17 protein-coding genes and 1 pseudogene are annotated in these 23,459 nt (G+C 66.8%); 8 read left to right on the top strand and 10 right to left on the bottom strand.

Features of this window, described 5'->3' with window-relative positions; genetic code table 11:
• Positions 1-7 precede the first annotated feature (7 nt).
• Positions 8-1,090, top strand: coding sequence for an ABC transporter substrate-binding protein (locus tag ABD907_RS18125; RefSeq protein ID WP_345218114.1), 1,083 nt, complete (start codon positions 8-10; stop codon positions 1,088-1,090).
• Between the two features lie 3 nt (positions 1,091-1,093).
• Here the strand turns inward: ABD907_RS18125 and ABD907_RS18120 are convergent, their stop codons facing one another.
• The 7 genes from ABD907_RS18120 to ABD907_RS18090 are packed head-to-tail and all read right to left on the bottom strand — an operon-like array spanning position 1,094 to position 8,700.
• The gene (locus ABD907_RS18120) at positions 1,094-2,047 is read right to left on the bottom strand and encodes an ROK family protein (RefSeq protein ID WP_345218112.1); all 954 of its coding nucleotides are present in this window, start codon (positions 2,045-2,047) and stop codon (positions 1,094-1,096) included.
• Positions 2,044-2,757, bottom strand: a complete 714-nt coding sequence (locus tag ABD907_RS18115) for a copper homeostasis protein CutC (RefSeq protein WP_345218111.1) — start codon at positions 2,755-2,757, stop codon at positions 2,044-2,046. Before ABD907_RS18115 ends, ABD907_RS18120 begins: the two co-directional genes overlap by 4 nt.
• On the bottom strand, positions 2,754-4,280 hold the full coding sequence (locus tag ABD907_RS18110; protein WP_345218108.1) for a M81 family metallopeptidase: 1,527 nt from the start codon (positions 4,278-4,280) through the stop codon (positions 2,754-2,756). The genes ABD907_RS18115 and ABD907_RS18110 overlap by 4 nt, the downstream gene beginning before the upstream one ends.
• 13 nt (positions 4,281-4,293) lie before the next feature.
• Positions 4,294-5,208 (bottom strand): carbohydrate ABC transporter permease, encoded by a 915-nt coding sequence (locus ABD907_RS18105; RefSeq protein ID WP_345218106.1) that lies wholly within the window; start codon positions 5,206-5,208, stop codon positions 4,294-4,296.
• Complete coding sequence (locus tag ABD907_RS18100) at positions 5,198-6,121, bottom strand: carbohydrate ABC transporter permease (protein ID WP_345218104.1); 924 nt, start codon at positions 6,119-6,121, stop codon at positions 5,198-5,200. Before ABD907_RS18100 ends, ABD907_RS18105 begins: the two co-directional genes overlap by 11 nt.
• A 3-nt stretch (positions 6,122-6,124) precedes the next feature.
• Complete coding sequence (locus tag ABD907_RS18095; RefSeq protein ID WP_345218103.1) at positions 6,125-7,396, bottom strand: ABC transporter substrate-binding protein; 1,272 nt, start codon at positions 7,394-7,396, stop codon at positions 6,125-6,127.
• 29 nt (positions 7,397-7,425) lie between these two features.
• Positions 7,426-8,700 carry an alpha-L-fucosidase gene (locus ABD907_RS18090; protein ID WP_345218101.1) on the bottom strand — a complete coding sequence of 425 codons (1,275 nt, stop codon included), beginning with the start codon at positions 8,698-8,700 and terminating at the stop codon, positions 7,426-7,428.
• A 135-nt stretch (positions 8,701-8,835) separates the two neighbouring features.
• Between ABD907_RS18090 and ABD907_RS18085 the strand changes: the two genes are divergently transcribed.
• From ABD907_RS18085 to ABD907_RS18060, 6 genes are all read left to right on the top strand, one after another.
• Complete coding sequence (locus ABD907_RS18085; protein WP_345218099.1) at positions 8,836-9,984, top strand: ROK family transcriptional regulator; 1,149 nt, start codon at positions 8,836-8,838, stop codon at positions 9,982-9,984.
• A 118-nt stretch (positions 9,985-10,102) separates the two neighbouring features.
• The gene (locus tag ABD907_RS18080; RefSeq protein WP_345218097.1) at positions 10,103-10,540 is read left to right on the top strand and encodes an FAD-dependent monooxygenase; all 438 of its coding nucleotides are present in this window, start codon (positions 10,103-10,105) and stop codon (positions 10,538-10,540) included.
• A 28-nt stretch (positions 10,541-10,568) separates the two neighbouring features.
• Entirely contained in the window at positions 10,569-12,023 is a 1,455-nt protein-coding gene (locus ABD907_RS18075; protein WP_345218095.1) for a type I restriction-modification system subunit M, read from the top strand.
• Complete coding sequence (locus tag ABD907_RS18070; protein WP_345218094.1) at positions 12,020-13,141, top strand: restriction endonuclease subunit S; 1,122 nt, start codon at positions 12,020-12,022, stop codon at positions 13,139-13,141. Before ABD907_RS18075 ends, ABD907_RS18070 begins: the two co-directional genes overlap by 4 nt.
• 3 nt (positions 13,142-13,144) lie before the next feature.
• Positions 13,145-14,224, top strand: coding sequence for a hypothetical protein (locus ABD907_RS18065; protein WP_486334118.1), 1,080 nt, complete (start codon positions 13,145-13,147; stop codon positions 14,222-14,224).
• A gap of 9 nt (positions 14,225-14,233) precedes the next feature.
• The gene (locus ABD907_RS18060; protein WP_486334133.1) at positions 14,234-17,584 is read left to right on the top strand and encodes a DEAD/DEAH box helicase family protein; all 3,351 of its coding nucleotides are present in this window, start codon (positions 14,234-14,236) and stop codon (positions 17,582-17,584) included.
• 440 nt (positions 17,585-18,024) lie between these two features.
• Here the strand turns inward: ABD907_RS18060 and ABD907_RS18055 are convergent, their stop codons facing one another.
• From ABD907_RS18055 to ABD907_RS18050, 3 genes and pseudogenes are all read right to left on the bottom strand, one after another.
• Positions 18,025-18,669, bottom strand: coding sequence for a hypothetical protein (locus tag ABD907_RS18055; protein WP_345218090.1), 645 nt, complete (start codon positions 18,667-18,669; stop codon positions 18,025-18,027).
• 267 nt (positions 18,670-18,936) lie between these two features.
• Positions 18,937-19,371 (bottom strand): annotated as a pseudogene (locus ABD907_RS21165) (ATP-binding protein); the annotation flags it as partial.
• 4 nt (positions 19,372-19,375) lie between these two features.
• Positions 19,376-21,544, bottom strand: coding sequence for an ATP-binding protein (locus ABD907_RS18050; protein WP_345218088.1), 2,169 nt, complete (start codon positions 21,542-21,544; stop codon positions 19,376-19,378).
• 858 nt (positions 21,545-22,402) lie between these two features.
• Here ABD907_RS18050 and ABD907_RS18045 point away from each other — a divergent pair.
• Positions 22,403-23,416, top strand: coding sequence for a LacI family DNA-binding transcriptional regulator (locus ABD907_RS18045; RefSeq protein WP_345218086.1), 1,014 nt, complete (start codon positions 22,403-22,405; stop codon positions 23,414-23,416).
• Positions 23,417-23,459 lie beyond the last annotated feature (43 nt).

The following is a 23,459-nucleotide window of genomic DNA, read 5'->3' as shown; positions in this document are numbered from 1 at the left end:
GACAACGATGTCGACAACACCCATCACGGGCGGACCCACCCGCCGTACCGTCCTGGCTCGCTGCGCAGTCGCCGCGACGGCCGCACTCGCCCTCGGCGCCCTCGCCGCCTGCTCCGACGGCGGTGGAGGCGGCGGTGGCGGCGACGGCGGCGACGGCGGAACCACCGAGATTCGCCTCGCCCTGCCCACCGGGGTGACGAGCTTCGTCAACAGCGATATCGCCGTGGCGCGGGAGCTCGGTTACTTCGAGGAGGCCGGCCTGTCCGTCGAGACCTCCAACCTGCGCTCCGGCACGTCGGTGACCAACGGCGTGGTCGGCGGCGACTTCGAAGTCGGCGGCGCCAGCATCGAGCCCGTCATCAACGCCTTCGCCGGCGGCGCCGAGCTGGCCATCTTCGCCAGCTACGCCGACCGCCTCGAGGTCGAGATGGTGGTCCCCGAGGAGATCCAGAGCGTGGAGGACCTCGCCGGCCAGGACCTCGGCATCCAGGAGATCGGCGCGTTCCGCGAGGTCATGACCCGCATGGTGCTCGAGAGCGCCGGCATGACACCCGACGACGTCAACTACGTCTCCACCTCGACCGACGCCTACGTCTCGGGGCTGGTGCAGCGGCAGATCACCTCGGCCATCCTGCACCCGGAGCAGGCGATCCAGGCCAGGCAGCTCGATCCCGCCCTGCACAGCATCGTCAACCTGTACGAGGTGGAGCCGGACTACTACTACGGCACCTACTTCACCAACGCCTCGTGGATCGAGGAGAACCCGGAGGCGGCCCAGGGGTTCGCCGAGGCCATCACCCGCGCGCACCGCACCATGTACGAGGACCGCGAGACCGTGGTCCCGATCATCGCCGAGACCACCGGCATCGAGGAGTCGATCATCGACGAGGCCTGGACGGTCCACATGGAGGAGGTCCAGTCCTTCCCCCGCAACGTCGGCCTGGCCGAGGACCGCATCCAGTACACGCTCGAGCGGATGGAAGAGCTCGAGACGCTCGCGCCCGGCGCCGAGGTGGACCTGTCGCAGCTGGTGAACCGGGAGCCGATCGAGGCGGCTGTCGAGGAGCTGGGCGAGGTGGAGGAGCGTTAGCCCTCAGCCTCCTGCTGGTCGAGGCGAGCCGCAGGTGGCCGCTGCGAGACCGGACGGTGAACCTTGGTGCGGAGCCTCGGCGGCGGACAGGACGGCGCCGTGCGCACCCGCCCACACACCGAGCTCGGCCAGACGCATGTCCGGCAGCCGGTGGAAGGTGGCGTCCCTGCGCGCCTTCTCGAACGCCGGCACGACGGTCCACCGCGGAGAGCGCGCCACACCACCCCCGATCACGATCACGCCCGGGTCCAGGAGGGCGGAGATCTGCAGGAGGGCGCGCGCGAGGGCGTCGCTCGCCTGAGCGAGCGCGTCCTCGGCCCCTTGGTTGCCGGACTCGGCCGCCAGGACGACGTCCCGCGCCGTCGCGGCCGGGTCGCCGGTCGCCGGGCTCAGCTCCGCCCATCGGCGGCCCAGCTGCGCTCCCCCGATCAGGGTCTCCAGGCAGCCGATCTGCCCGCAGGAGCACCGGTGCGTGCCGCCGATCACGATGTGGCCGACCTCGCCGGCGCCCCCGTGGGCACCGGCGCGCACCTCACCGGCCACGATGTGTGCCCCGGCGATCCCGGTGCCCAGTGCGATCACGAAGACGTCCTCGACGCCGCGCCCTGCCCCCAGGGCCGCTTCCGCAGCGGCCGTGGCGACGCCGTCCTGCACGGCCACTCCCGGGATGCCGACGAGGTCGGTGAGCGTCCGCGCCGGTGAGACGCCGTCGAGCCACGGCATGTTGGCGCTGCGTCCGACCACGCCCGAGCGCTCGTCCAGAGTGCCCGCGACGGTGATCCCGAACCGCGCGACCGCCCGGCCGGCCGTGAACGTGCGGACCGACTCGGCCAGCTCCTCGAGCTTCCCGGTCCGTACGGACTCCCGCGCGACGACCGGCCCGTCACCGTGCGCGCCGTCGACGAGCAGCATCTTGGTGTGCGTGGCGCCGTAGTCGATCCCGAGCAGCGCGCTCAACGAGCCTGCCCCTGCCTCAGTGCGGTCAGAATCTCGCGCGCCGCCTCCTCGTCGGTGGTCTCGTACCCGGCCTCGTCCGCGGAGCCGAGGGCGAACGGCATCGTTCCCGCGACCCGGTGCTTCGCCGAGCCGTGCACGGACGGCACGCCGGTGGCGGCCACCCGCAGGGCGTTCGCTGGTGTGATGCCCGAGCCCGCCATCACCTCCAGCGCGCCGCCCGCGTAGCGGACGAGGTGTGCCAGCTCGTCCAGCGCCTCGACGGCCCGTGCGGCACCCCCGGAGGTCAGGACGCGTCGCACCCCCAGCTCGATCAGCACCTCGAGGGCCCGGTCGCGGTCGGCCACCGTGTCGAAGGCGCGGTGGAACGTCACCTCGGGTGCGACATCGAGCACCGCTCGCACGAAGTCTGCGTCCACGACGTCGCCGCAGGTGGCCCCGACGACGACCCCCTGCGCACCGGCGTCCACGGCGACCCGGGCGTCCGCGACGATGAGGCGCTGCTCCTCGGCGCTGTAGCTGAAGTCCCCCGCGCGAGGACGGATCAGCACGTGCACCGGCGTGCCGGCGGCGACCGCCGCGTCGATCAGCGCGCGGGAAGGGGTGAGCCCACCCGTGCCGAGCGCCGTGCAGAGCTCGATCCGGTCCACGCCCAACGCCCGGGCGATCCGGACGCCTGCGACGTCCTGGACGGCCAGCTCGAACGCGGTCACGCGCCGCCGCCGATGACGTCGCGCCCACGCAGCACGGTCGCCCGGAGCGAGGGCTCGGTCCGGAACTCGTCGAAGGGAAACATCGGGCGCCGGATCCTCTCGTGCCCGAGCCGCTCGAGATCCTGGTCCACCGGACCGGGCGTCAGGGCGAGGGTCCACCCCTGCGCGATGTCGTACAGCGTGGGTTCGAGGTAGCCGATCTTCGTCACGATGATGTCGGCCTCCTCCGGGGGAAGCCCGATCGCGGCGAAGTCGTCGACTCCGTGGAATGCCTTCCGGAACTCGGTGACGACGACGCGCAGGCCACCGACCCGGATGACCGCGATCCGCCCGGCTGCCGGGTCGTTCTCGTACCGGCCGTGCAGCACTCCCCTGATCCGGGCCGGAGGACTGACCCGGTCGTCCACGCGCGCTCCGGCGGTCACGTCGACCGGGTCGCCCACGGCAGCGGCGAACAGCTCCTCGATGGCACCGGCGTCGAAGACGGAGGCGACGTAGGTGACGGGAGCGTCGGGACCGGTCAGCTCGGGTCGCCGCAGCACCTGTCGCAGCGTCCAGGTCACGTCCCCCGAGCCGCCGGCTCCCGGGTTGTCACCCGAGTCGCTGATCAGGTACGGCCGCGCGCCACCACCTGCGCGGTGCGCGAGCGCGGCCTCGATCCCCTCCTCCAGGCTGCCCGGTGGACCCACGAAGGCGAACTGCTCGCGCACCCGCCACAGCTCCGCGGCCAGCGTCTCGGCCGCCGCGGTGATCGCGTCCTCTCGGTCGCCGGTGACCACGACGCTCGCGTGGCAGCGCGGTTCGTCCGCCCACGCGTACCCGATCCAGATCGCGGCGTCCGTGACCCCGTCCTCGCGGGTGACGCCGGGGATCCGTGCGTACAGGCTCCGGGCGGGCTCGACACGCGTGGACGTCATCTCGCCGGCCAGCAGGATCGGGACCCGGACCCACGCCCGGGCGGGGCGCGTGTCACGACCGATCCAGGCGAGGAGGTCGCGCGCCGAACGCTCCCGGGTCTCCCACGCGTCCTCGTGCGGAGCCATCCGGTAGCAGGTGGGCAGGTCCACCGCCGCGGCGAGGACCTCCGAGACGTTCCCGTGCAGGTCCATCGGTGCGGCGATGAGCGTGTCGGGCCCGACGACGTCGCGGACGGCCGTGACGAGGTCGCCCTCCGCGTCGTCCATGCCGACCACGCTCATCGCACCGTGGATGTCGAGGTACACGCCGTCGAGCGGGCCGTCCTCGACGGCCCGGGCGAGCCCGGAGACGATCCTGTGCCGGAAGTCGGCGTAGACCTCGGCACGGACCTGTCCGCCCGGGATGGCCTTGGTGACGAACACCCCGATCCACTCGGCCTGCTGCCGCAGCGCGGCTCCCTCGGCGAGGAACGGGTAGCGGTCCAGCACGGCCGGGCCCTCCAGCACGGGGAAGTCCCGGTAGCCGGCGCGGTGCTGGGCGTAGGCGCTCGACTCGATCGCCATGCCGACCACCGCGATGCGGGGCGACGAACCTCTTGCGGTCATGCGTTCCTCCTGTTCATCGCCCGGCGATCCCTGCGGTGGCGATGCCCTTGACGAGGTGCTTCTGCAGCGCGATCACCAGGATCGCCGTGGGCACCATGGAGATGACCGAGGCGGCCATCTGCAGGTCCCAGCGGGTGCCGAACTGACCGGAGAACGTGGCCAGCCCGATGGGCAGGGTGCCGAGGTAGCCGTAGTCGTTCACCACGATCAGCGGCCACAGGTAGCTGTTCCAGAAGCTGATGAACGTGAACACGGTGAGCACCGCTACCGCCGACCGGGCCAGCGGCAGGATGATCGAGAAGAAGGTGCGCAGCGGTCCCGCGCCGTCGACGCGGGCGGCCTCCTCCAGGTCGTACGGGATGCCACGGAAGAACTGGCGCATCAGGAACGTCCCGAACGCGGTGAACGCGAACGGCAGGATCAGCGCCTGCGGGGTGTTCACCCAGCCGAACCACTGCATGAGCTGGAACATCGGGACCACCAGCACCTCCTGCGGCACCATCAGCGTCACGAGGAAGAGCACGAAGACGGCGTCCCTTCCCCGCCAGCGCAGCCGCCCGAACGCGTAGCCCGCCGTGGTGGAGACGATGTTGACCACGAGGGTCCCGGCGATCGCCACGAAGAACGAGTTGCCGATGTAGGTCCAGAACGGCCCGAACCGGAACACCGCAGCGAAGTTCTCCCATCTCAGCTCGTCGCCCACCAGGGTCGGGGGCACGGCGAAGATCTGGTCGTTCGGTTTCAGCGCCGAGAACAGCGCATAGATCAGCGGGACGGCGAACACGATGGAGGCCAGCACCACGCACACGTAGGCGACCACCAGTCCCGGGGTGACCCGCCGCTTCTGCGGCGTCGAGGTGGGGGGACGGGCAGGTGCGGCCTGCACGCCGTGGTCCGGGACGGCGTCGAGCATCACGTCAGACCTCATAGTGCACCCACCTCTTCTGCGCGGAGAACTGCAGGGCCGTCAGGCCGATGATGATCGTGAACAAGATCCAGGCGGCGGCCGCGGCCAGACCCATCTGCTGGAACGTGAAGGCCTGGTCGTAGATGAACATCACGAGCGGGATGGTGGCGTTGCCGGGGCCGCCACCGGTGAGCAGCTGCGGCTGCACGAACACCTGCATCGAGGTGATCATCGTCATCACCGTGGTGAAGAAGATCGCCGGGCTCAGCAGCGGCAGCGTGATCCGGGAGAGCATCCGCCATCCCTTCGCCCCGTCGATCCGGGCGGCTTCCAGCACCGGTTCGGGCAGCTGCTCCAGGGCCGCGCTGAAGATGAGCATGTTGTAGCCCATCCCCTGCCAGACCGACATGACCACCACCATGACCATCGCCCACTGCGGGTGGCTGAGGAAGCTCGGCAGCTCGATGCCGAACACTGACGTGGAGATCCCGTTGAACAGCCCGTTCGGCTGCAGGAGCATCTTCCACACCAGCACGTTCGCCACCATCGGGGTGACCACCGGGATGAAGAACAGCACCCGGAACGCCGCCCGGCCCCTGATCCGGGGACTGAGCAGCAGCGCCAGGGCGAGGGAGACCACCAGGTTCAGCGGCACGGAGAGGACGGTGAAGATCGCCGAGTTGCGCAGCGCCGGCCAGAAGTCCGGGTGCTCGGTGAACAGCTCGACGTAGTTGCCGACGCCGACGAAGGTCCGCTCGCCCCAGGCGGGCCAGTCGTACAGGCTCATCACGATCGAGAGGATCACCGGCGCCACCGTGAAGACGCTCAGCCCCACCAGGGCCGGGGAGATGAACCCCAGCGCCTGGCGGGACTCGATCCGTCGGAGCCTGCTGCGCCGGGACCTCGGCGCGACAGGTGTGCGGGTCGCGGTCATCGATCAGTCGCCGTACTGGCTCTGCGTCTGCTCGAGCAGGTCCGTCATCGTCGACTGCCCCGTGTACACGTTCACCAGGTTGGGCTGGATCGCCTCGTTCACCTGCGCCCAGTCGTCGGTGGAACGCTGCCCCTCGAGATCGGTGAACACCGCCTCGAACGCGGTCTGCACCTCGTCGCGCACGCCCTCGTCGAGGGACTCGAAGTACAGCGGCTGCGAGCTCACGCGCGCCGGGTAGCTGCGCCCGGAGGAGGCGATCTGGTCCTGCGCGGCCTCACCCACGAGGGAACCGAGCACGCGCAGCGCCTCCTCGGGGTTCTCGCAGTCGGCGGAGATCCCGTAGCCGGAGCCCAGCACCAGACCCAGGCGCTCCCCGTCGGCGGAGGGCAGGTCGACCATCCCGGCCGCGAAGCCGGCCTCGTTGTTCAGGTAGCTGACGGCGTTCCACGTCCCGTCCACCGCCATGGCGACGTTGCCCGCCTGGTACTCCTGCTCGCCCCAACCGGTGTCGGAGGCCGAGGGCGGCAGGGACCCGTGGCCGTCCTCGGTGATCGAGGCGTACCACTGTGACGCCTCCACGAAGTCGGGGTTCGTCAGGTCGAGCGCGCCGGAGGTGTCCACCGGCTGCACCCCGGCCCGGGCGATCGGCAGCGCCATCCACTGGAACTCGCCCATGCCCATGCCGAACGCCGTGCCGTCGGTGCCCAGCGCGTCGAGCGTCGAGTCGAAGTCCTCGAACGTCCAGCCCGCCGTGGGCTCGGACACGCCGGCCTGCTCGAACATGTCCTTGTTGTAGTAGATGAGCATCGCGGCCACGTCGTACGGGATGCCGTAGAGCGTCCCGTCGTAGCTCATGATGCCCAGCGACCCGTCGGTGAAGTCGGCCGGGTCGATCCCGGCGGTCTCCAGCTCCTCCTCGCCGAGCGGCATGAACGCCTCGTGGTATCCGGAGAGGCGCTGGCCGTTCATCGAGGTCACGCAGGCGACGTTGCCGGACGCGAGGTTGGTGGTCAGCTTCGTGAAGTAGTCGTTCCACGGGGCATGCTGGAGGGAGATGTCGAGGTCCGGGTTCGCCTCCTGGGCGATCGCGAGCTGCGCCTCCAGGGCTGCGATGTCGGACTCGCTGGCCGCCCACATGTCCCATGTGATCGAGGTGCCCTCGGCGTCGGAGCCGCCGCCGCTGCTGTCCTCGGTTCCCGACGGCGTCCCGCAGGCGGCCAGGGTCAGTGCCGTGCCGACGGCGGTCGCCGCCGCCAGAGATCTGGTGATCTTCATCGTTCGTCCAATCTCGATGGGGATGGACCTCACGCGTCCGGCGTGAGGAAGAGCTCGACGACCGGGATGGCCACGTCGGGCCGAGCCGTCGGGACATGGAGGGTGAGGGTGCCGGGCGGCTGGCCACCCGGTTCGGTGTTCCAGGCCTGCTGGTCCGGGTCGATCTGGCTGGCGAGCACCTGCGAGCCGTCGTGCAGGAACCGCGCGAACACGACCTTGTCGGCCAGGTCGGCCAGGTGGATGTGGCCGAATGGCCAGGTGAGCAGGTGCAGGTAGAGGCGGTCCCCGTTGCGCGTGAGCACGGTGCCCGACGGCGCCCGGTAGCCGGTAGCGCCGGCGCCGATCACGGCTCGCTCGTGCAGGCGCATCCACTCGCCAAACGCCCGCAGCGAGGTCTGGTCGCGCGGCGCGATCCCGCCTCGCCCGTCCGGGCCGATGTTGAGCAGCAGGTTGCCGTTCTTGGAGACCGTGTCCACCAGCATCCGCAGCAGCAGGTCGGGAGACTTGACGTCGAGGTTGTCGCGGTCGTAGCCCCAGGAGCCGTTCAGGGTCTGGCAGGCCTCCCACATGACCTCCTCGCCGTCGCGGGTCATGGGGCCGTCGGGCTGGTACTGCTCCGGGGTGACGACGTCGCCGGGGATCCAGAGCCGGTCGTTGACGACGATGTCCGGCTGCAGCTCGCGCGTCGTCGCCAGCAGGGCTTCGGAGTCCCAGTCCTGCGGCCCCTTCCCGGCCCACCCGTCGCGGTCGTCCACGTAGGTGAAGTCGTAGAAGAGGTAGTCGATGCGGCCGTAGTTCGTCAGCAGCTCACGCACCTGGCCGTGCAGGTACTCCCGGTAGCGGGCCATGTCGCGGCCCTCGTTCAGCTCGCGGGCGTCGGGGCGGTCGCGCAACGGGTGGTGGTAGTCGATGGTGAAGTCCGGGTGGTGCCAGTCGAGCAGCGAGTAGTACAGCCCCACCTTCAGGCCCTCGGCGCGGAAAGCCTCGACGTACTCGCCCACGATGTCGCGCCCGAAGGTGGCCACGGAGCTGTAGTCGGACAGGGCGGTGTCGTACATGGCGAAGCCTTCGTGGTGCTTCGCGGTCAGGACGGCGTAGCGCATCCCGGCCTGCTTCGCCGCCTTCGCCGTGGCCGCCGCGTCGAACTGGTCGGGGTCGAAGAACTCCGCGTACCGCTCGTAGTCCTCGGGTGAGGTGCGCTCGTGGGTCATCACCCACTCGTGCCGGCCGAGGAGGCTGTAGAGGCCGAAGTGGATGAAGAGACCGAAGCGGTCGTGGGTGAACCAGTCGTGCGGGGTGGTCATGGGTGTCGGTGCTCCTTTGCGTGGCCGCGGACTTCATACGCTAGTCGTCCGATGTTCTTCCTGTCCAAGCATGATGTGTGACGAAGAAGTTACTTTTGTTTCGCATGAAGTTGCTGTTGGCGATATTGTGGCTCCATGTCCAGACGAAAGAGCACGGCCACCACCGAGGACGAGATGCTGATGCTCATCGGCTCCGGCCGTGCTCGATCGCGACGCGAGCTCGCCGAGGCTCTCGATCTGTCGGCCTCGACCGTCTCCCAGCACGTGCAGGTACTGCTCTCGGCGGGACGACTGGTGGAAGGGCCGGCCGCGGAGTCCAGCGGTGGCCGCCGGCCCCGTGAGCTGCGCCTGACCGCACGCGACGAGTACCTCGGAGCGATCGACCTCGGAGGTGCCCACGCGCGCATCGGACTGGTGCGGCGCGGCGCCGGCATCGTCGCCACGAACGAGATCCCGGTGGACCTCACGGCGGGCGCCCCGACGGTGATCGACGCCGTCGCCGAGGGGCTCGCCACCCTGACGGCGACGCCGTCGTTCGAGGGACGCCTGGTCGGTGTGGGTATCGCCCTGCCGGGCCCGGTGGACGTGACCCGCAGGACGGTCGAGAGCCCGTCCCGGATGCCCGGGTGGCCGGGCCACGACATCGGCGACCTGCTCGAGCAGGCGACCGGGGTGCCGGCCGTCGTCGAGAACGATGCGAACGCCATGGCCCTCGGCGAGCACTTCGCCCGCACTGAACGGGTCGACCACTCGGTCACCGTCAAGGCCGGGACCGCGATCGGGTCCGGCATCGTCGTCCGCGGGACCGTCTACCACGGGGCCGGTGGCGTGGCCGGGGACATCACCCACACCCGGGTGAGCGCGGCAGGCGAGACCCCGTGCTCCTGCGGGAACCACGGCTGCCTGGAGACCGTGGCCTCCGGTGCTGCCCTGGTACGGCTGCTGCGCGAGCAGGGCTGCGACGTTCGCACGACGGCGGACGTGCTCGCTCTGGTCCGCGACGCCGACCCGGTGGCGACCACCATGGCCCGCACGGCGGGACGCCACCTCGGAGAGGTCCTGTGCGCCGTCGTGAACTTCTTCAACCCTGGCGCGGTCTACCTCGGTGGCGCACTGGCCACCCTGGAGCCGTTCGTCTCGGCGATCCGCAGCCAGCTCTACGCCGGCTCACATCCGATGATGACCCGCTCGCTGGCGATCGAGCCGGCCCGCCTCGGGGCTGACGCCACGCTCACCGGCGTGGTGCGCATGCTCGACGAGTCGCTGTTCCGGCTCGGCCGATGATTCTCGCGTCGGCGGGTCGCGGTGGAGACTTGGTTCATTGCGGGTGACGCCGCGCACAGCCACCCGCCCTCGGCGGTTACGGCTTCAACACGGGCAGGGGTGGGCTCCGGAGGCCTTTTTGGACAACTACGATTTCGAGCGGCGCCCGGTCGTCCAGTCCACGTCGCGCGACTTCATCGCTCGATCTATCGAAGCGGACCGGACTTTTCTCGCCCGCTTCGACCCCGAGGCCGACCGGTCTGCCTCCGAGGACGAGTGGCAACGCCGGATCGGTGGGACGACGGAGGAGGTCACCTCGGTCGAGCAGCACTACACCGGCTCACCCACCGTCCTCGGCCCCGAGGCCGGCGACGTGAGCGCGTTGGGGGCGCACGAGTTCGCGGCGCGCCCCAGCCACCACCTGGCGCCGCACCTGCTTCCTGACGGCCGGGACGTTTACGAGCACTTCGAAACTGCTTTCTCCCTGGTCGTGGCAGACCTCGGCGACTCGCAACGCTTTTCGGCCGCGGCCGAGTGCATGGGCGTCCCCCAGGAGGTCTCCGATGTCCCGGCCTGAACGCCGTCCCATCACTAGAGTTGCGCCTGTGATCACCGGGGACTTCAAGAGCAAGATCGACCGCGTCTGGGACGCCTTCTGGTCCGGCGGCATCAGCAATCCGCTGGAAGTCATCGAGCAGATCACCTACCTGCTGTTCATCCGACGACTCGACGACATCCAGACGCTGGCGGAGAAGAAGGCCCGCATCACTAGGACCGACGTCGAGAATCCCGTGTTCCTGCCGGGCCAGGCGTACCTGCGCTGGAGCCAGTTCAAGAACGCCTACCCCGAGGTCATGCACAAGACCGTCGCCGACGAGGTCTTCCCGTTCCTTCGCGGCCTGGGCGATGGCACGACCTACAGCGAGCACATGAAGGATGCCCGTTTCACCATCCCGACCCCGGCGCTGCTGTCGAAGGTCGTCGACATGCTCGACGACATTCCGATGGCCGACCGCGACACCAACGGCGACCTGTACGAGTACCTGCTCTCCAAGATCGCCTCCGCCGGCGTCAACGGCCAGTTCCGCACGCCGCGCCACATCATCGAGCTCATGGTCAAGATGACGGCCCCGCAGCCGTCCGACGAAATCTGCGACCCGGCCTGCGGCACGGGCGGCTTCCTGGTCGCTGCGAGTGAGTACGTCCGCGAGACCCACGCCGACGCGCTACTCGACTCGGCGCAGCGCAAGCACTTCCACGCCTCCATGTTCCACGGCTATGACTTCGACTCCACCATGCTCCGCATCGGCAGCATGAACATGCTGCTGCACGGCATCGAGTCCCCCGACATCCGCTACCGTGACTCGCTGTCCGAGGGCGCGGCCGGGGACGCGGACAAGTACACGCTGATTCTGGCCAATCCACCGTTCGCAGGCTCGCTCGACTACGAGTCCACCGCCAAGGACCTCCAGCGCATCGTCAAGACCAAGAAGACGGAGCTCCTCTTCCTGGCGTTGTTCCTGAAGCTCCTCAAGCCTGCCGGCCGCGCGGCCGTCATCGTCCCCGACGGCGTGCTCTTCGGATCGAGCACGGCGCACAAGGCACTGCGTCAGACCCTCGTGGAGGACCAGAAGCTCGACGCAGTCGTGAAGCTCCCGTCGGGCGTCTTCCGCCCCTACGCCGGCGTCTCGACCGCAATCGTGTTCTTCACCAAGACCAACTCCGGCGGCACGGACGACGTGTGGTTCTACGACGTCCTCGCCGACGGGTTCAGCCTGGATGACAAGCGCAACTCGGTCGAGGCCAACGACCTCCCCGACGTCCTCGCCCGCTGGCAGCACCTCGCCGACGAGAAGGACCGCGCCCGCACCGAGCAGTCCTTCCTCGTGCCCAAGGCCGACATCGTCGCCCAGGGCTACGACCTGTCGCTGAACCGGTACAAGGAGATCGTCCACGACGAGATCGAGCACCGGGCCCCACTGGAGATCATCGCCGATATCGAGGCTCTCGAGGACGAGATCGCCAAGGGACTCGCCGAACTGAAGGCGATGCTCTCGTGAAGACGGCCCAACTCAGCGAAGTTGCCCAACTCGATTACGGGTTCGCCTTCGACTCCAAACTGTTCAACACCGAGGGACGCGGCTTACCACTCGTGCGCATTCGTGACGTAGTGCGGGGCTGGTCCGACACCTACTACTCGGGCGACTACACCGATCGTTACATCGTGAACGACGGCGATTATCTGATCGGGATGGACGGCCAGTTCAACCTCGCACGCTGGCGTGGAGGCAAGGCTCTCCTCAACCAGCGAGTTTGCCGCATCGGCGCGCTCGATGCCTCGCTCGACCGGACCTATCTCGCCCGTTTCATGCCACGCGCACTCAAGGCAATCGAGGACTCGACCCCATTCGTCACCGTCAAGCATTTATCGGCAAAGGCACTCAACGCAATTCGAGTCCCGCTCCCACCCCTCCCCGAACAACGCCGCATCGCGGCGATCCTCGACCAGGCCGACGCTCTCCGCGCCAAGCGCCGCCAGGTCCTCACCCACCTCGAAGAGGCGCTGCCGTCCCTTTTCGCTGAGACTCTCGCCGGATCCGATCACAACAGCGTGCCGCTGGCAGAGGCGGCAGAGATCTGGGATTGCCCACACTCGACGCCCAAGTGGACCGAATCAGGCGCCGTGTGCCTTCGCACTCCGAACCTGACGGCAGGGGGCTGGAACTGGGAGGACACGCGGTTCGTAGACGAGGAGCAGTTCGGGAGACGCTCGAAGGGAGGCGGTGCGCAACCTGGCGACATCATCCTCAGCAGAGAAGGCACCGTCGGCATCGCTGCAATCGTGCAGCCAGGCATGCGCGTTTGTATGGGCCAACGGCTCGTTCAGGTCCGTCCCCGCACTGACTCGCTCCTGCCGGAGTGGGCACTCGCTTACCTACTCACCGCCCTGCACCCATCCCGAATCGCGCAGGCGATGGTCGGCTCAACGGCACAACACCTCAATGTCAAGGACCTGCGTGCGTTGCCCGTTCCGATCCCATCCCTCAAGGTCCAGCGTGGCTTCGCAGATCGAGCTGCCCAAGTTGCGCGAGGGCGCGCGACGGTAGCGCGGGCACACACCGCGGACGACGAGCTCTTCAGTTCCCTCCAATCCCGCGCCTTCCGAGGGGAACTTTGACCGATGCCCGTTGAGATGAGAATGTGGCGGATCGATGGCGCCGACCCAAAGCCGCTGACGACGTCTGTCCTCCCTGCAGAGAAGGACTTGCACGAGTTCCTCAAGCGCGACCCGTCGCTGCTTGGCGACCGCCTGCTGGTCATCGGCAGCGAGGTAACCACGCCATACGGTCCGCGTCTGGACCTGCTGGCGATCGACGCCGAGGGCAATCTCAACCTGCTGGAGCTCAAGCGCGACAAGACTCCACGCGAGGTTGTCGCCCAGGTGCTCGATTACGGCTCGTGGGCCTCGACGCTGTCCCGCGACGCCATCATCGACATCGCCACCAAGCACCTCGACCAGTCGTTCGAGGCCGCGTTCGAGGACGTCTTCGGCAGCGCCCCGCCCGACGACCTCAACGGCGACCTCAGCCTCATCATCGTGGCTGCCGAGCTCGACGCCAGTTCGGAGCGCATCGTCAACTACCTGCGTTATTTCGGGGTCCCGGTCAACGCGGTCTTCTTCTCCTATCTCGAGGACGACGGGCGTCGCTACCTCGCCCGCTCATGGCTCACGGCCTCGGACGACGAGACCCCGCAGGCAACCACGGGAAACAAGAAGAGCAAGCGCGCAGCGTGGAACGGGAAGGACTGGTACATCTCCTTCGGTGGCGGCGACCGCGTGTGGGAGGACGCCCGCCAGTATGGCTTCGTCTCGGGTGGCGGCGGGAAGATGTGGTCGCAGGACATGCGGGCTTTGCCGAAGGACGCCCGCATCTGGGTCAACGTGCCGCCGATGCGTTACGTGGCGGTGGGACGAGTCCTGGCGCCGGCGGCACGTTTCGAGGACGCCCAGGTCCGCATCGGCGGCAACTGGGTGCCGCTAAGCGCCCAAGCGTTGCAAGGCACCTACCCTGGCGATCCGGCGACCGCCGACGACAACGCCGAGTGGGTCGTGCCCGTCGAGTGGATCGACGCCCGTCCGCTCGACGCTGGCTTCTGGGAGAAGGGCATGTTCGCCAGCCAGCACAGCGCCTGCAAGCTGCGCCAGGAGTTCACCCTCGGGCGCTTGGCCGACCACTTCAACATCGACGACGGCGAGTAGATGACTGCGATGGGGAACTTCGACTTCGTCCGCCAGACGCTGCCGTCACTCCATGACGACTGCGCCCGGGCGGAGTCGTACCTGTCGTCGGATCCTCGCTCCGCGTGCTTCTACAGCCGCCGCGTCGTCGAGGAGCTCGTCGGCTACCTCTACGACGTCATGTCGCTGCGGACGCCGTACCGCAACGACCTCGCCGCCAAGATCGGTGACCCCGCATTCAAGTCGAAGGTGCCGCAGGGCATCGCGCAGAAGCTGACCGCGATCCGTCGCATCGCAAACATGGCGGTGCACGAGAACCGCCAGATCCGCCCCGACGTGTCGCTCGCGGTGCTGCGCGAGCTGTTCAACGTCGTGGTGTGGACGTCGTACCACCACTCACCGTCCCCCGACGTGGTGCCGTTGCAGGCGCAGTTCGACCCTGCACTCGCCGTCAAGGCCGCACCGCTGTCGCGCGAGGAGGTCGCTCGGCTGGCCGCGAAGTTCAGGGAGCAGGACGAGGCCCACGCCCGCGAGCTTGCGGAGAAGGACGAACGTCTCGCTCAGCACGAGGCCGAGATCGCGCACCTGAAAGCGCAGATCGCCGCGGCCCAGGCGGCAGCCGCGCCAGACACCCGCGACTACGACGAGACCGCGGCACGCGATCTGTTCATCGACGTCCTGCTGAACGAAGCCGGCTGGGAGCTGACCGAGGAACGCGACCGCGAGTACGAGGTCACGGGCATGCCGAACGCCGAGGGCAAGGGCTTCGTCGACTACGTCCTGTGGGGCGCCGACGGCCTGCCGCTGGCCGTGGTGGAGGCCAAGCGCACTGCGAAGTCACCGGAGGTGGGCCAGCAGCAGGCCAAACTGTACGCTGACTGTCTCGAGAAGCAGTTCGGCCGGCGGCCGGTGATCTTCTACACTAACGGCTACGAGCACCGGATCTGGGACGACGCCGGCGGCTACCCGCCCCGCGAGACCCAGGGCTTCTACACCCGCGACGAGCTCGAGCTGCTCATCCAGCGCCGTCGGACCAAGCTGCCACTGTCGAGCGCTCCGGTGAACACCGACATTGCCGGTCGGCCCTACCAGGTCCGGGCGATCAAGGCGGTCAGCGACGCGTTCGACCGCAAGCAGCGCGAGGCGCTGCTGGTGATGGCGACAGGGTCGGGCAAGACCCGCACCACCATCGCACTCGTCGACCTGCTGCAGAAGGCGAACTGGGTCAAGCGGGTGCTCTTCCTCGCGGACCGCACCGCGTTGGTCAACCAGGCCGCGAACGCGTTCAAGGAGCACCTGCCGGGCTCGACCACGGTGAACCTCGTGACGGAGAAGGCCGTCGAGGGCCGCGTCTACGTGTCGACGTACCCGACGATAATGAACCTGATCAACGAGGTCGACGGCGGCGTGCGCAGGTTCGGTCCCGGCTACTTCGGCCTGATCGTCATCGACGAGGCCCACCGCTCGGTCTATGCCAAGTACGGCGCAATCTTCGACTACTTCGACGCCATGCTCGTCGGCCTGACCGCGACCCCGAAGGACGAGGTCGACCACAACACCTACCGGCTGTTCCATCTCGAGGACGGCGTCCCCACCGACAACTACTCGCTGGACGAGGCCGTCGATGCCGGCTATCTCGTGCCCCCGAAGGGCATCAGCGTGGGCACTCAGTTTCTCCGCTCGGGCATCAAGTACGACGACCTCACCGAGGAGGAGAAGGACCAGTGGGATGCGCTGGACTGGGGTGAGGACGGCCCGCCCGACGAGGTCGGTGCCGAGGAGCTCAACCGGTTCCTGTTCAACGAGGACACCGTCGACAAGGTCCTCGAGACCCTGATGATGCAGGGCTACAAGGTCGCGGGCGGCGATCGGCTGGGCAAAACGATCATCTTCGCCAAGAACCAGAAGCACGCGGAGTTCATCGAGAAGCGCTTCAACCTCGCCTACCCCGAGCTCGCCGGCCGCTTCGCCCGCGTCATCACCCACGGCGCGCCGTACGCCCAGTCCCTGATCGATGACTTCTCGATAAGGGACAAGGCACCGCACATCGCGATCAGCGTCGACATGCTCGACACCGGCATCGACGTACCCGAGGTCGTGAACCTCGTGTTCTTCAAGATGGTGCGGTCGAAGTCGAAGTTCTGGCAGATGATCGGCCGCGGCACGCGCCTGTGTCCCGACCTCTTCGGCCCCGGCGAGGACAAGCAGGACTTCCTCGTCTTCGACTTCTGCGGCAACCTCGATTACTTCAGCCAGGACCTGCCCGGCGCGCAGGGCCAGATCCAGAAGTCACTCTCCCAGCGACTGTTCGAGGCGCGACTCGGGCTCGTCACCGCGCTTGGCGGTGATGAACCCGACCTCCGGTCGTCCACCGTGAAGACGCTGCACGAGGTCGTGGTGGGGATGAACCTCGACAACTTCGTCGTCCGGCCCCACCGCAGGGCCGTCGAGAAGTACGCATCGGTGGAGGCGTGGCGCAAGCTCGGTCCGGAGGACTTCGAATCGCTCCTCACGCTCGCCGGGCTGCCGTCCTCGGTCCACGACGACGACGAGGACGCCAAGCGGTTCGACCTCCTCATCTTGCGCCGCCAACTTGCTCAGCTCGACGGCGACGCGGTCCTGGCCGAGCGGCTGCGCGAGACCGTTCAGCGAATCGCCTCGGCGCTGCTCGGCAAGACCACGATCCCGAGCGTCGCCGAACAGGCCGTCCTGTTGGAGTCGGTTGCCGGTGACGAGTGGTGGATGGATGTCACCCTGCCGATGCTGGAACTCGCACGACTACGCATCCGCGGACTCGCCCGGTTCATCGAGAAGACGACCCGCAACCCGATCTACACCCACTTCGAGGACATCCTCGGCGAAGGAGTCGAGGTCGTGCTCCCAAGCGTCACGCCCGGCACCAACTTCGAGCGCTTCCGCGCCAAGGCCGAAGCCTACCTACGCGAGCACCTCGACAACCTCGCCCTCCAGCGCCTTCGCCGCAACAGGCAACTCACCGCCGAGGACCTGAGCGAGTTGGAGGAAATGCTCGTGGCTTCTGGCGGCCAACACGTCGACATCGCCTGGGCGACCGAGCAGGGCGGAGGCCTGGGCATCTTCGTCCGCAGTCTCGTGGGCCTCGACCGCTCCGCGGCCATCGAGGCCTTTGAGGACTACCTGGACGGCGCGAGGTTCTCGGCCGACCAGATCCGATTCGTGAACCTCATCGTCGACGAGCTCACTAGGAACGGCGTCATGGAGCCGGCCCGCCTCTTCGAGTCTCCTTACACCGATCACGCGCCCACCGGCCCCGACTACTTCTTCCCCGACGCCGACGTCGAAGTAATTGTCGACACCCTCCGCCACTTCAGGCAGACCGCCGTTCCCGAGGACGTTGCGTGATCGCGCGACTTGGCGGTGCAGATTTTCGCTCCGGGTCCTCGTCGACCTGGCGTCGAACTTTAAGTAGGGGCCCGGCCTCCCGACTGGCCGTGTGTGACGTAACGAGCGCTACGTACCAGACATCTGACAAGGCCATTCGGCGGAAGTCGTCATCATCCAACTCGGTGCTCCGGTGCAAACCCGGTGCTCAACCACACGACGTCGTGGGTTTCGTCCCCGCCGCGTAGGTCGGGATCTGCCCGAGGTGGGAGTGGTCGGACGTGTCGAGCTGGTTCTCGACGATCACGGTCTGACAGGTGGACTCGTCGCGTCGGAGCAGGTCGAGCGAGAACCCCCGACCGGGTGTCCGGCGACATCGAGCGCTCAAGTCCGAGCCTCGGTCGCAGGCGCTGCATGTCGCCCATTATTGACGCGGTGGTCACGGCTGCTCGTCACGCTAGTTAGCGCGTATCCGCCTGAAACGCACGCAACCGCTCGATAATCTTCTCGGCAAAGATCCGACATTGCGTCCGCTGTTCCTCACTGAGGACTTCCGGTCGCCCGTGCGCCAGGGGTGCCCGATATTGAGCGAGTCCGACAATTATTGTTCTCCAGTAGGCTTTATCGCGCGTGTTGAATACTGGTTCAAAGACAGCCCACTCCGCTTGTACGATGGTCCACAAATCTCCGGGATATGTATAAGAAAGCCAGGGTGACGAACGACCGAACGATCGCTCATCTCGCTCAAGTTTTTCTGTCGCCTCGTCTTTGAGTCGCCTAATTCCGGAATGCCTCTTCGCCATTTCGTCTGCCCAGACTTGCCCATACGCGTCCCGCATAACAATGTCGACTATGCCGCGCAACTGCACCTCGGCGGCTCCCAAAACACCCCACGGATTCATGCTCCGCGTTCTCATGCGCAGAGCATCACGAAAGGTTCCTTGCCCAGCCAGCGTCTCCTCCACCGGTTGATCCGAGGCACTCGACGGAAGAACGCCTAGCAACTGCAACTCCTGTCGCTCGAACAGGAACTCGTCGATGACCGGTCCTAGCACCGTCTGCGCCGCCGCATCCACCAGGTCAACATCGGCAAGGTGGTCGAGCACTCGAAGCACTGTTCTTATACGCTCAAGCTCAGACGCTGGATCAGGCTGCCTGTCGGGTCGAGTCGACAGCCAGTACTTCGCGAGGGCGGGGTGCCCTCCCGACCACTCCAGGCACTCGTGACGTTTGCGTATAGAGAGCCCCTTCGCTCCTGGACCCAATGCGCTGAGGTCCTCCAACCGTGCGCTCCCGAGGAACTCGGTGTAGAAAACGCTGGCAAGAGTGGATATCCCTCGGACGCCCGCTTCAATTGCCTGTAGGGAGCGCCGAGAACCGACCAGGGCCGTGCAGCAAATGGACTCCGGGCGGTGCACGAGTTCTCGAAGCAACAGTAAGAACTCCTGGCCGTCACCAAACCGCAGAACGCGATCAAATTGGTCCAAGACCAAGACAACATGGCCCTGAAACCCCATCAGGCCAGCCCGTATTCCCCGCCACTCCACGTGAACATTGGAAGACTCGTATGAGGCTGCGGCGGTATCGGGTTCCAGCTGCCTACGGACTTCTTCGAAGACGGCCGCGCCCGACATGGTGGTACTTAGGTCGACTCGAATGACGGAAGTGGTCGGGTCAGTAGTGAGAAGGCCCACGACCTTGTCGCTGATAAACGACTTCCCTGACCCTGGGCTCCCGTGTAGTGCAACATTGGCCGGAGCGCGCAATAGCGTTGCCACCTTGCCCGGAAGTTTTGCCCGCTCTGTCATTACGTCACTGTCTCCGCAGGTAGTCGGCATAAAGAAGAACCCGGATGACGACGCCGGCATCGGACTTTCGGACGACACCCCGCATGAGCAGGTCGTCCAACGCGAGCTCGTGTCGAGAGTCGAGCTGGAGCCGCTCGATTGGAACCGCCTCATTCAGGCTTCCTGAGACGGCTGCTATTCGCCTCAATACCGCTAGGGCGTCCCGCGATCCGTCTACCTCCTTTTCTCCACCCTCGCCGGTCATGTCGACAAGCAGCGCGTGCGTGTTGTCGGCGGTCACAAGACAGTCAAACTTATGAAACTCGATGCAATCCTGGCCAGCAATCAAGCTCTCGACCGCCTCCTCCACGTCGCTTTGAGTAATCTCGACTCGAGATTTCGAGTTGACTGTTGAGATGACACGATCACAAACGATTTGAGTGAAGAAGGGGTGGCCGTCTGTGTATGTCGCGATCGTGCTGAGCGCATAGCCCGAGTAGCGACTTTGTCCGTCACGGGTCCGCACCGGCTCGTCTGCAAGGGCCTGAGTCTCGTCATGGCGCAAGTAGTCCAGTTTACGTGTCGCCATAACACTAAACTCGTTCGGGTACGCATCCAAGAATCGAGGCATTGTATCTTGACCAACCAGGAGCGCCGAAAACAGTCTTCCTTCGAGAAGGCCCTTCAATTGGCGCATAAAGTCCCGTAACTCGTTGTGTTCGCTCGGTTCAATGCCGCGCCTCCTGAGGATTTCATGTAAATATGTGAACTCGTCCACAACAACGACAAAGGGGATCGCGGTGTGACCAGCGGAACGAAGAATCGCAGCAGCAGCAGCGCGGGCACGCTGGAAACTCCTTAGTGGCCGCTTCTCGATCGCGGCCGAGTCGGGCCATCGGGACAAGAGAGTGCTGGAAAGCTCCTTTGGCAGCCGACCGTGCACTTGAACACGAAACTGATCGAGAACTTCCTCTATGAAGTCGATCGTCATGCTCTTGCGATCGATAGTCCCGATAGAGAGAGCCGCGACGATTGCCCCTCGCTCTCGAAGTCTGCTACGCACTTGCGCTAGCACTGACGACTTTCCGGTCCGTTGCTGGCCGTACAGCGCGTAACACATCCCACCTGAAGCTTTGCTCAACTCCTTGACGAACTCCGCAACCAAATCCCGGCGTCCGAAGAACATCTCTTCGCTCTCGATTGGGAGGCCACCAGCGTAAGCTCTGAATGGGTTCGGAATCTCCTCACGGATCTCTCTGCTGACTATGCGTAGGTCCAAGGTTTGGCGCGGCGACTCTCGCCGCCTGCCTGCAAGGTCTTCGAACGCAAGATGGGCATCGATGCGGATGTCGGCCCTCGCACCCTGCTTCCGATTGTCTCGCATTTGCGTGCGAAGAATAGCCGAATCGCCAGGCTTGAGAACGTCGATCTTTGGTGCAGCTCCAATGATCTTGAGGTTGCGAAACTTGTCCAGACGCACTCTGACGTCATGAACTTCTGCGGCGCTTGAGTCTAGGGTGACACGAATTGGCAATTCAAACTCGTTGGCGCTATCTCGACTGACGTTGATTCGATCTCTAGTTATGATTCGTGGAGGCGCGTAGTGTAGGGCAGCAAACGTGTCCCAGTGCTCGGTTTCAACCCCATAGAGCCAGCCAAGAGCAGCATCGATTTCTGCAGCTAGGGAAGTGGGTTTGTAACGCGGACCGCGGCCCACACGTGCCGACTTTACGACGGAGAGAATCTGCTGGCGTATACGCGAAGCCCGCCTGAGATCTCTGCTAAGCACATGTCGCTCCACCAGGTTGCTCAACTCAATCGCGCTTTCGATCCTGGCCCGATTGGCCGCTGAGGTGACACGTGGGGCTATCTCGCGCATCGTTTCCCGAACAAGCTTCACGCCTTGTATCGGGTCCTCGTCCTTAGCGGCTTCTTCACGTGACCGCTTGATTGCTCGTCCGAGGTCCCGCTGGGATGGATCTGCTTCCGTGATACCACGCGGGCCATCGAGGGCCCGAGCGAACGTCACCGCTCGGAGTGGAATCGTGAGGCTTCGGCCCTCGTCTGTGTCGAAGCGAATCGAGGTGTCAGAGATCTCCCGTAGGCGGCCAGTGAGGGTGTATGCGGATCGCTGGCCCTGCAGGTCGAGTGTGTAGCGAGCGCCCGCAGTGAACTCGATCCCGATAGAAGCCACCTTGCTTAACCCCCCTTGGCCTGGGCGCGAAAGCGATCGACTCGAGCCTATACATCAACCACCGCTTGACGGTGCGGTTCGGTGAGCCTTGGTTGTCTATCTCGCCGTTGCCGGCGCGCCCCGCATCTGACACTCAACGGTGTGACTTCCCAAGCAACTTCCGCACTCTTCGGAGCAACTCGGTTAGCAACCGCCGCCCTCACTATGGCCAGTCATGTCATACCGCCGCGAATGGCAGACGAGGACCGCCCCCGTAGATCGGGTCGAACTCCAAGATGTGTGCTGGCAGAGACAGGAGCCGCGTCGGCACGACGCCACCCCTAGCTACGTGCACTGCGAGATCACCGACATCTAACACGAGACCGCCAGCATGCTGTACGTCGACCGCACCATCAAGGACCTGGGCGGATGCGTGCGGGCCGACGTGCACGCGGAGACGGTGCTGATCTTCGACCTGGTGCAGGTTCCAGGCCGGCGCGGACATCCCGGTCCCGAAGCGGCCCGACGCAGCTCGGCGCCCGCGTGTCGCACCACGGGACCGGCGGGGTCACCGGGCGGCTGGCGGCCGGGTGGGGTCTGCGGGCACGCCGACGTCGGCGGGCTGCGCGCGGCGACCGGGCTCAGGGCCGAGATGACGGTCGAGCCGTTCCGGGTGAGCGATGCGATCACACTGGGCGTGCCCCCGCCACCGTCGGCCGGACCGGGCCCGGCTGGTGGTGTGACTCGACGACGGCGACTCCGTACGCGCGTGGTTGAGGCCAGGCTGAGCGGGGCCAACCGCCACCGCCCTTGACACCATCCCGTCAAACCGGTTTGATGACATACGTCAAACCGGTTTAACGAGGAACGGGGTGACAGGTGCCCAGGGCAACGATCGACGACGTCGCGGCGCGGGCCGGGGTCAGCAAGGGCACGGTCTCGCTGGTCTACAGCGGCAAGCGCACGATCTCCGAGGAGACCCGGGAGCGCGTGCTGCGGGCCGCCGCCGACCTGGACTGGGTGCCGAGCTCCCGCGCCCGCGCGCTCGCCACGCGACGCAGCAGCACTATCGGCCTCGTCCTCGCTCGTGACCCGGACGTCATCGCGACCGACACGTTCTTCGCCGGCTTCCTGGCCGGCGTCGAGGCCGTCCTGTCGACCGTGGACATGGGCGTGCTCATGCAGGTCGTGCCCGACCACGACCGCGAGCGGGACGCCTACCGCTCCCTCGCACGCGGGCGGGTCGACGGCGTCCTGCTGCTCGACCTCGAGATCGACGACGCCAGGCTCGACATCGTCCGATCGCTCTCGCTCCCGGCGGTGATCGTCGGCGCCCATCCGAACCCCGCCGGCCTCCCCCAGGCCCATGTCGACGACGGGCGCGGCATGGTCGCCCTGCTGGACCACCTCATCGAGCTCGGGCACAGCCGCATCGCGCACGTCAGCGGCCCGGTGGGCTACGTGCACGCACGCCACCGGCTCGACACGTTCCGGTCTTCCCTGCGCGAGCGCGGCCTGGACCCTTCCCTGGTCGTCGAGGGCGACTTCACCGCACAGTCGGGGCGCTCCGCCACCGCGGAGCTCCTTGCAGCCGAGACTCCGCCCACGGCCATCACCTTCGCGAACGACGTCATGGCCATGGCGGGCCTGAGCTACGCCCAGTCGATCGGAGTCGCGGTACCCGACGACCTGTCGGTCACCGGCTTCGACGACAGCGAGCTCGCCGCCCATCTCACCCCGTCCCTGACGACCGTCCACACCGACGTCGTCGCGTGGGGCCGGCGCGCAGCCGAATCACTCCTGGGCCACATCGCCGGCGACGACGTGGCCGACGCCGTTCTCGACGGGCCTCATCTCGTCAACCGCAACAGCACCGGCCCGGCGGCGTCCTGACCGACCCGGCAGGGCTGCCGGGCCCACCTACTCAACGAGGAGC

The sequence above is a fragment of the Georgenia halophila genome, from assembly GCF_039541595.1.
This window is presented reverse-complemented; position numbering and strand designations above follow the sequence as displayed.

Bases quoted from the DNA above. Each gene is read 5' to 3' on its own strand.
- ABD907_RS18065 (WP_486334118.1), top strand. From the start codon at position 13,145: ATGCCCGTTGAGATGAGAATGTGGCGGATCGATGGCGCCGACCCAAAG.
- ABD907_RS18125 (WP_345218114.1), top strand. From the start codon at position 8: ATGTCGACAACACCCATCACGGGCGGACCCACCCGCCGTACCGTCCTG.
- ABD907_RS18105 (WP_345218106.1), bottom strand. From the start codon at position 5,208: ATGAGGTCTGACGTGATGCTCGACGCCGTCCCGGACCACGGCGTGCAG.
- ABD907_RS18110 (WP_345218108.1), bottom strand. From the start codon at position 4,280: ATGACCGCAAGAGGTTCGTCGCCCCGCATCGCGGTGGTCGGCATGGCG.
- ABD907_RS18060 (WP_486334133.1), top strand. From the start codon at position 14,234: ATGGGGAACTTCGACTTCGTCCGCCAGACGCTGCCGTCACTCCATGAC.
- ABD907_RS18095 (WP_345218103.1), bottom strand. From the start codon at position 7,396: ATGAAGATCACCAGATCTCTGGCGGCGGCGACCGCCGTCGGCACGGCA.
- ABD907_RS18090 (WP_345218101.1), bottom strand. From the start codon at position 8,700: ATGACCACCCCGCACGACTGGTTCACCCACGACCGCTTCGGTCTCTTC.
- ABD907_RS18100 (WP_345218104.1), bottom strand. From the start codon at position 6,121: ATGACCGCGACCCGCACACCTGTCGCGCCGAGGTCCCGGCGCAGCAGG.
- ABD907_RS18085 (WP_345218099.1), top strand. From the start codon at position 8,836: ATGTCCAGACGAAAGAGCACGGCCACCACCGAGGACGAGATGCTGATG.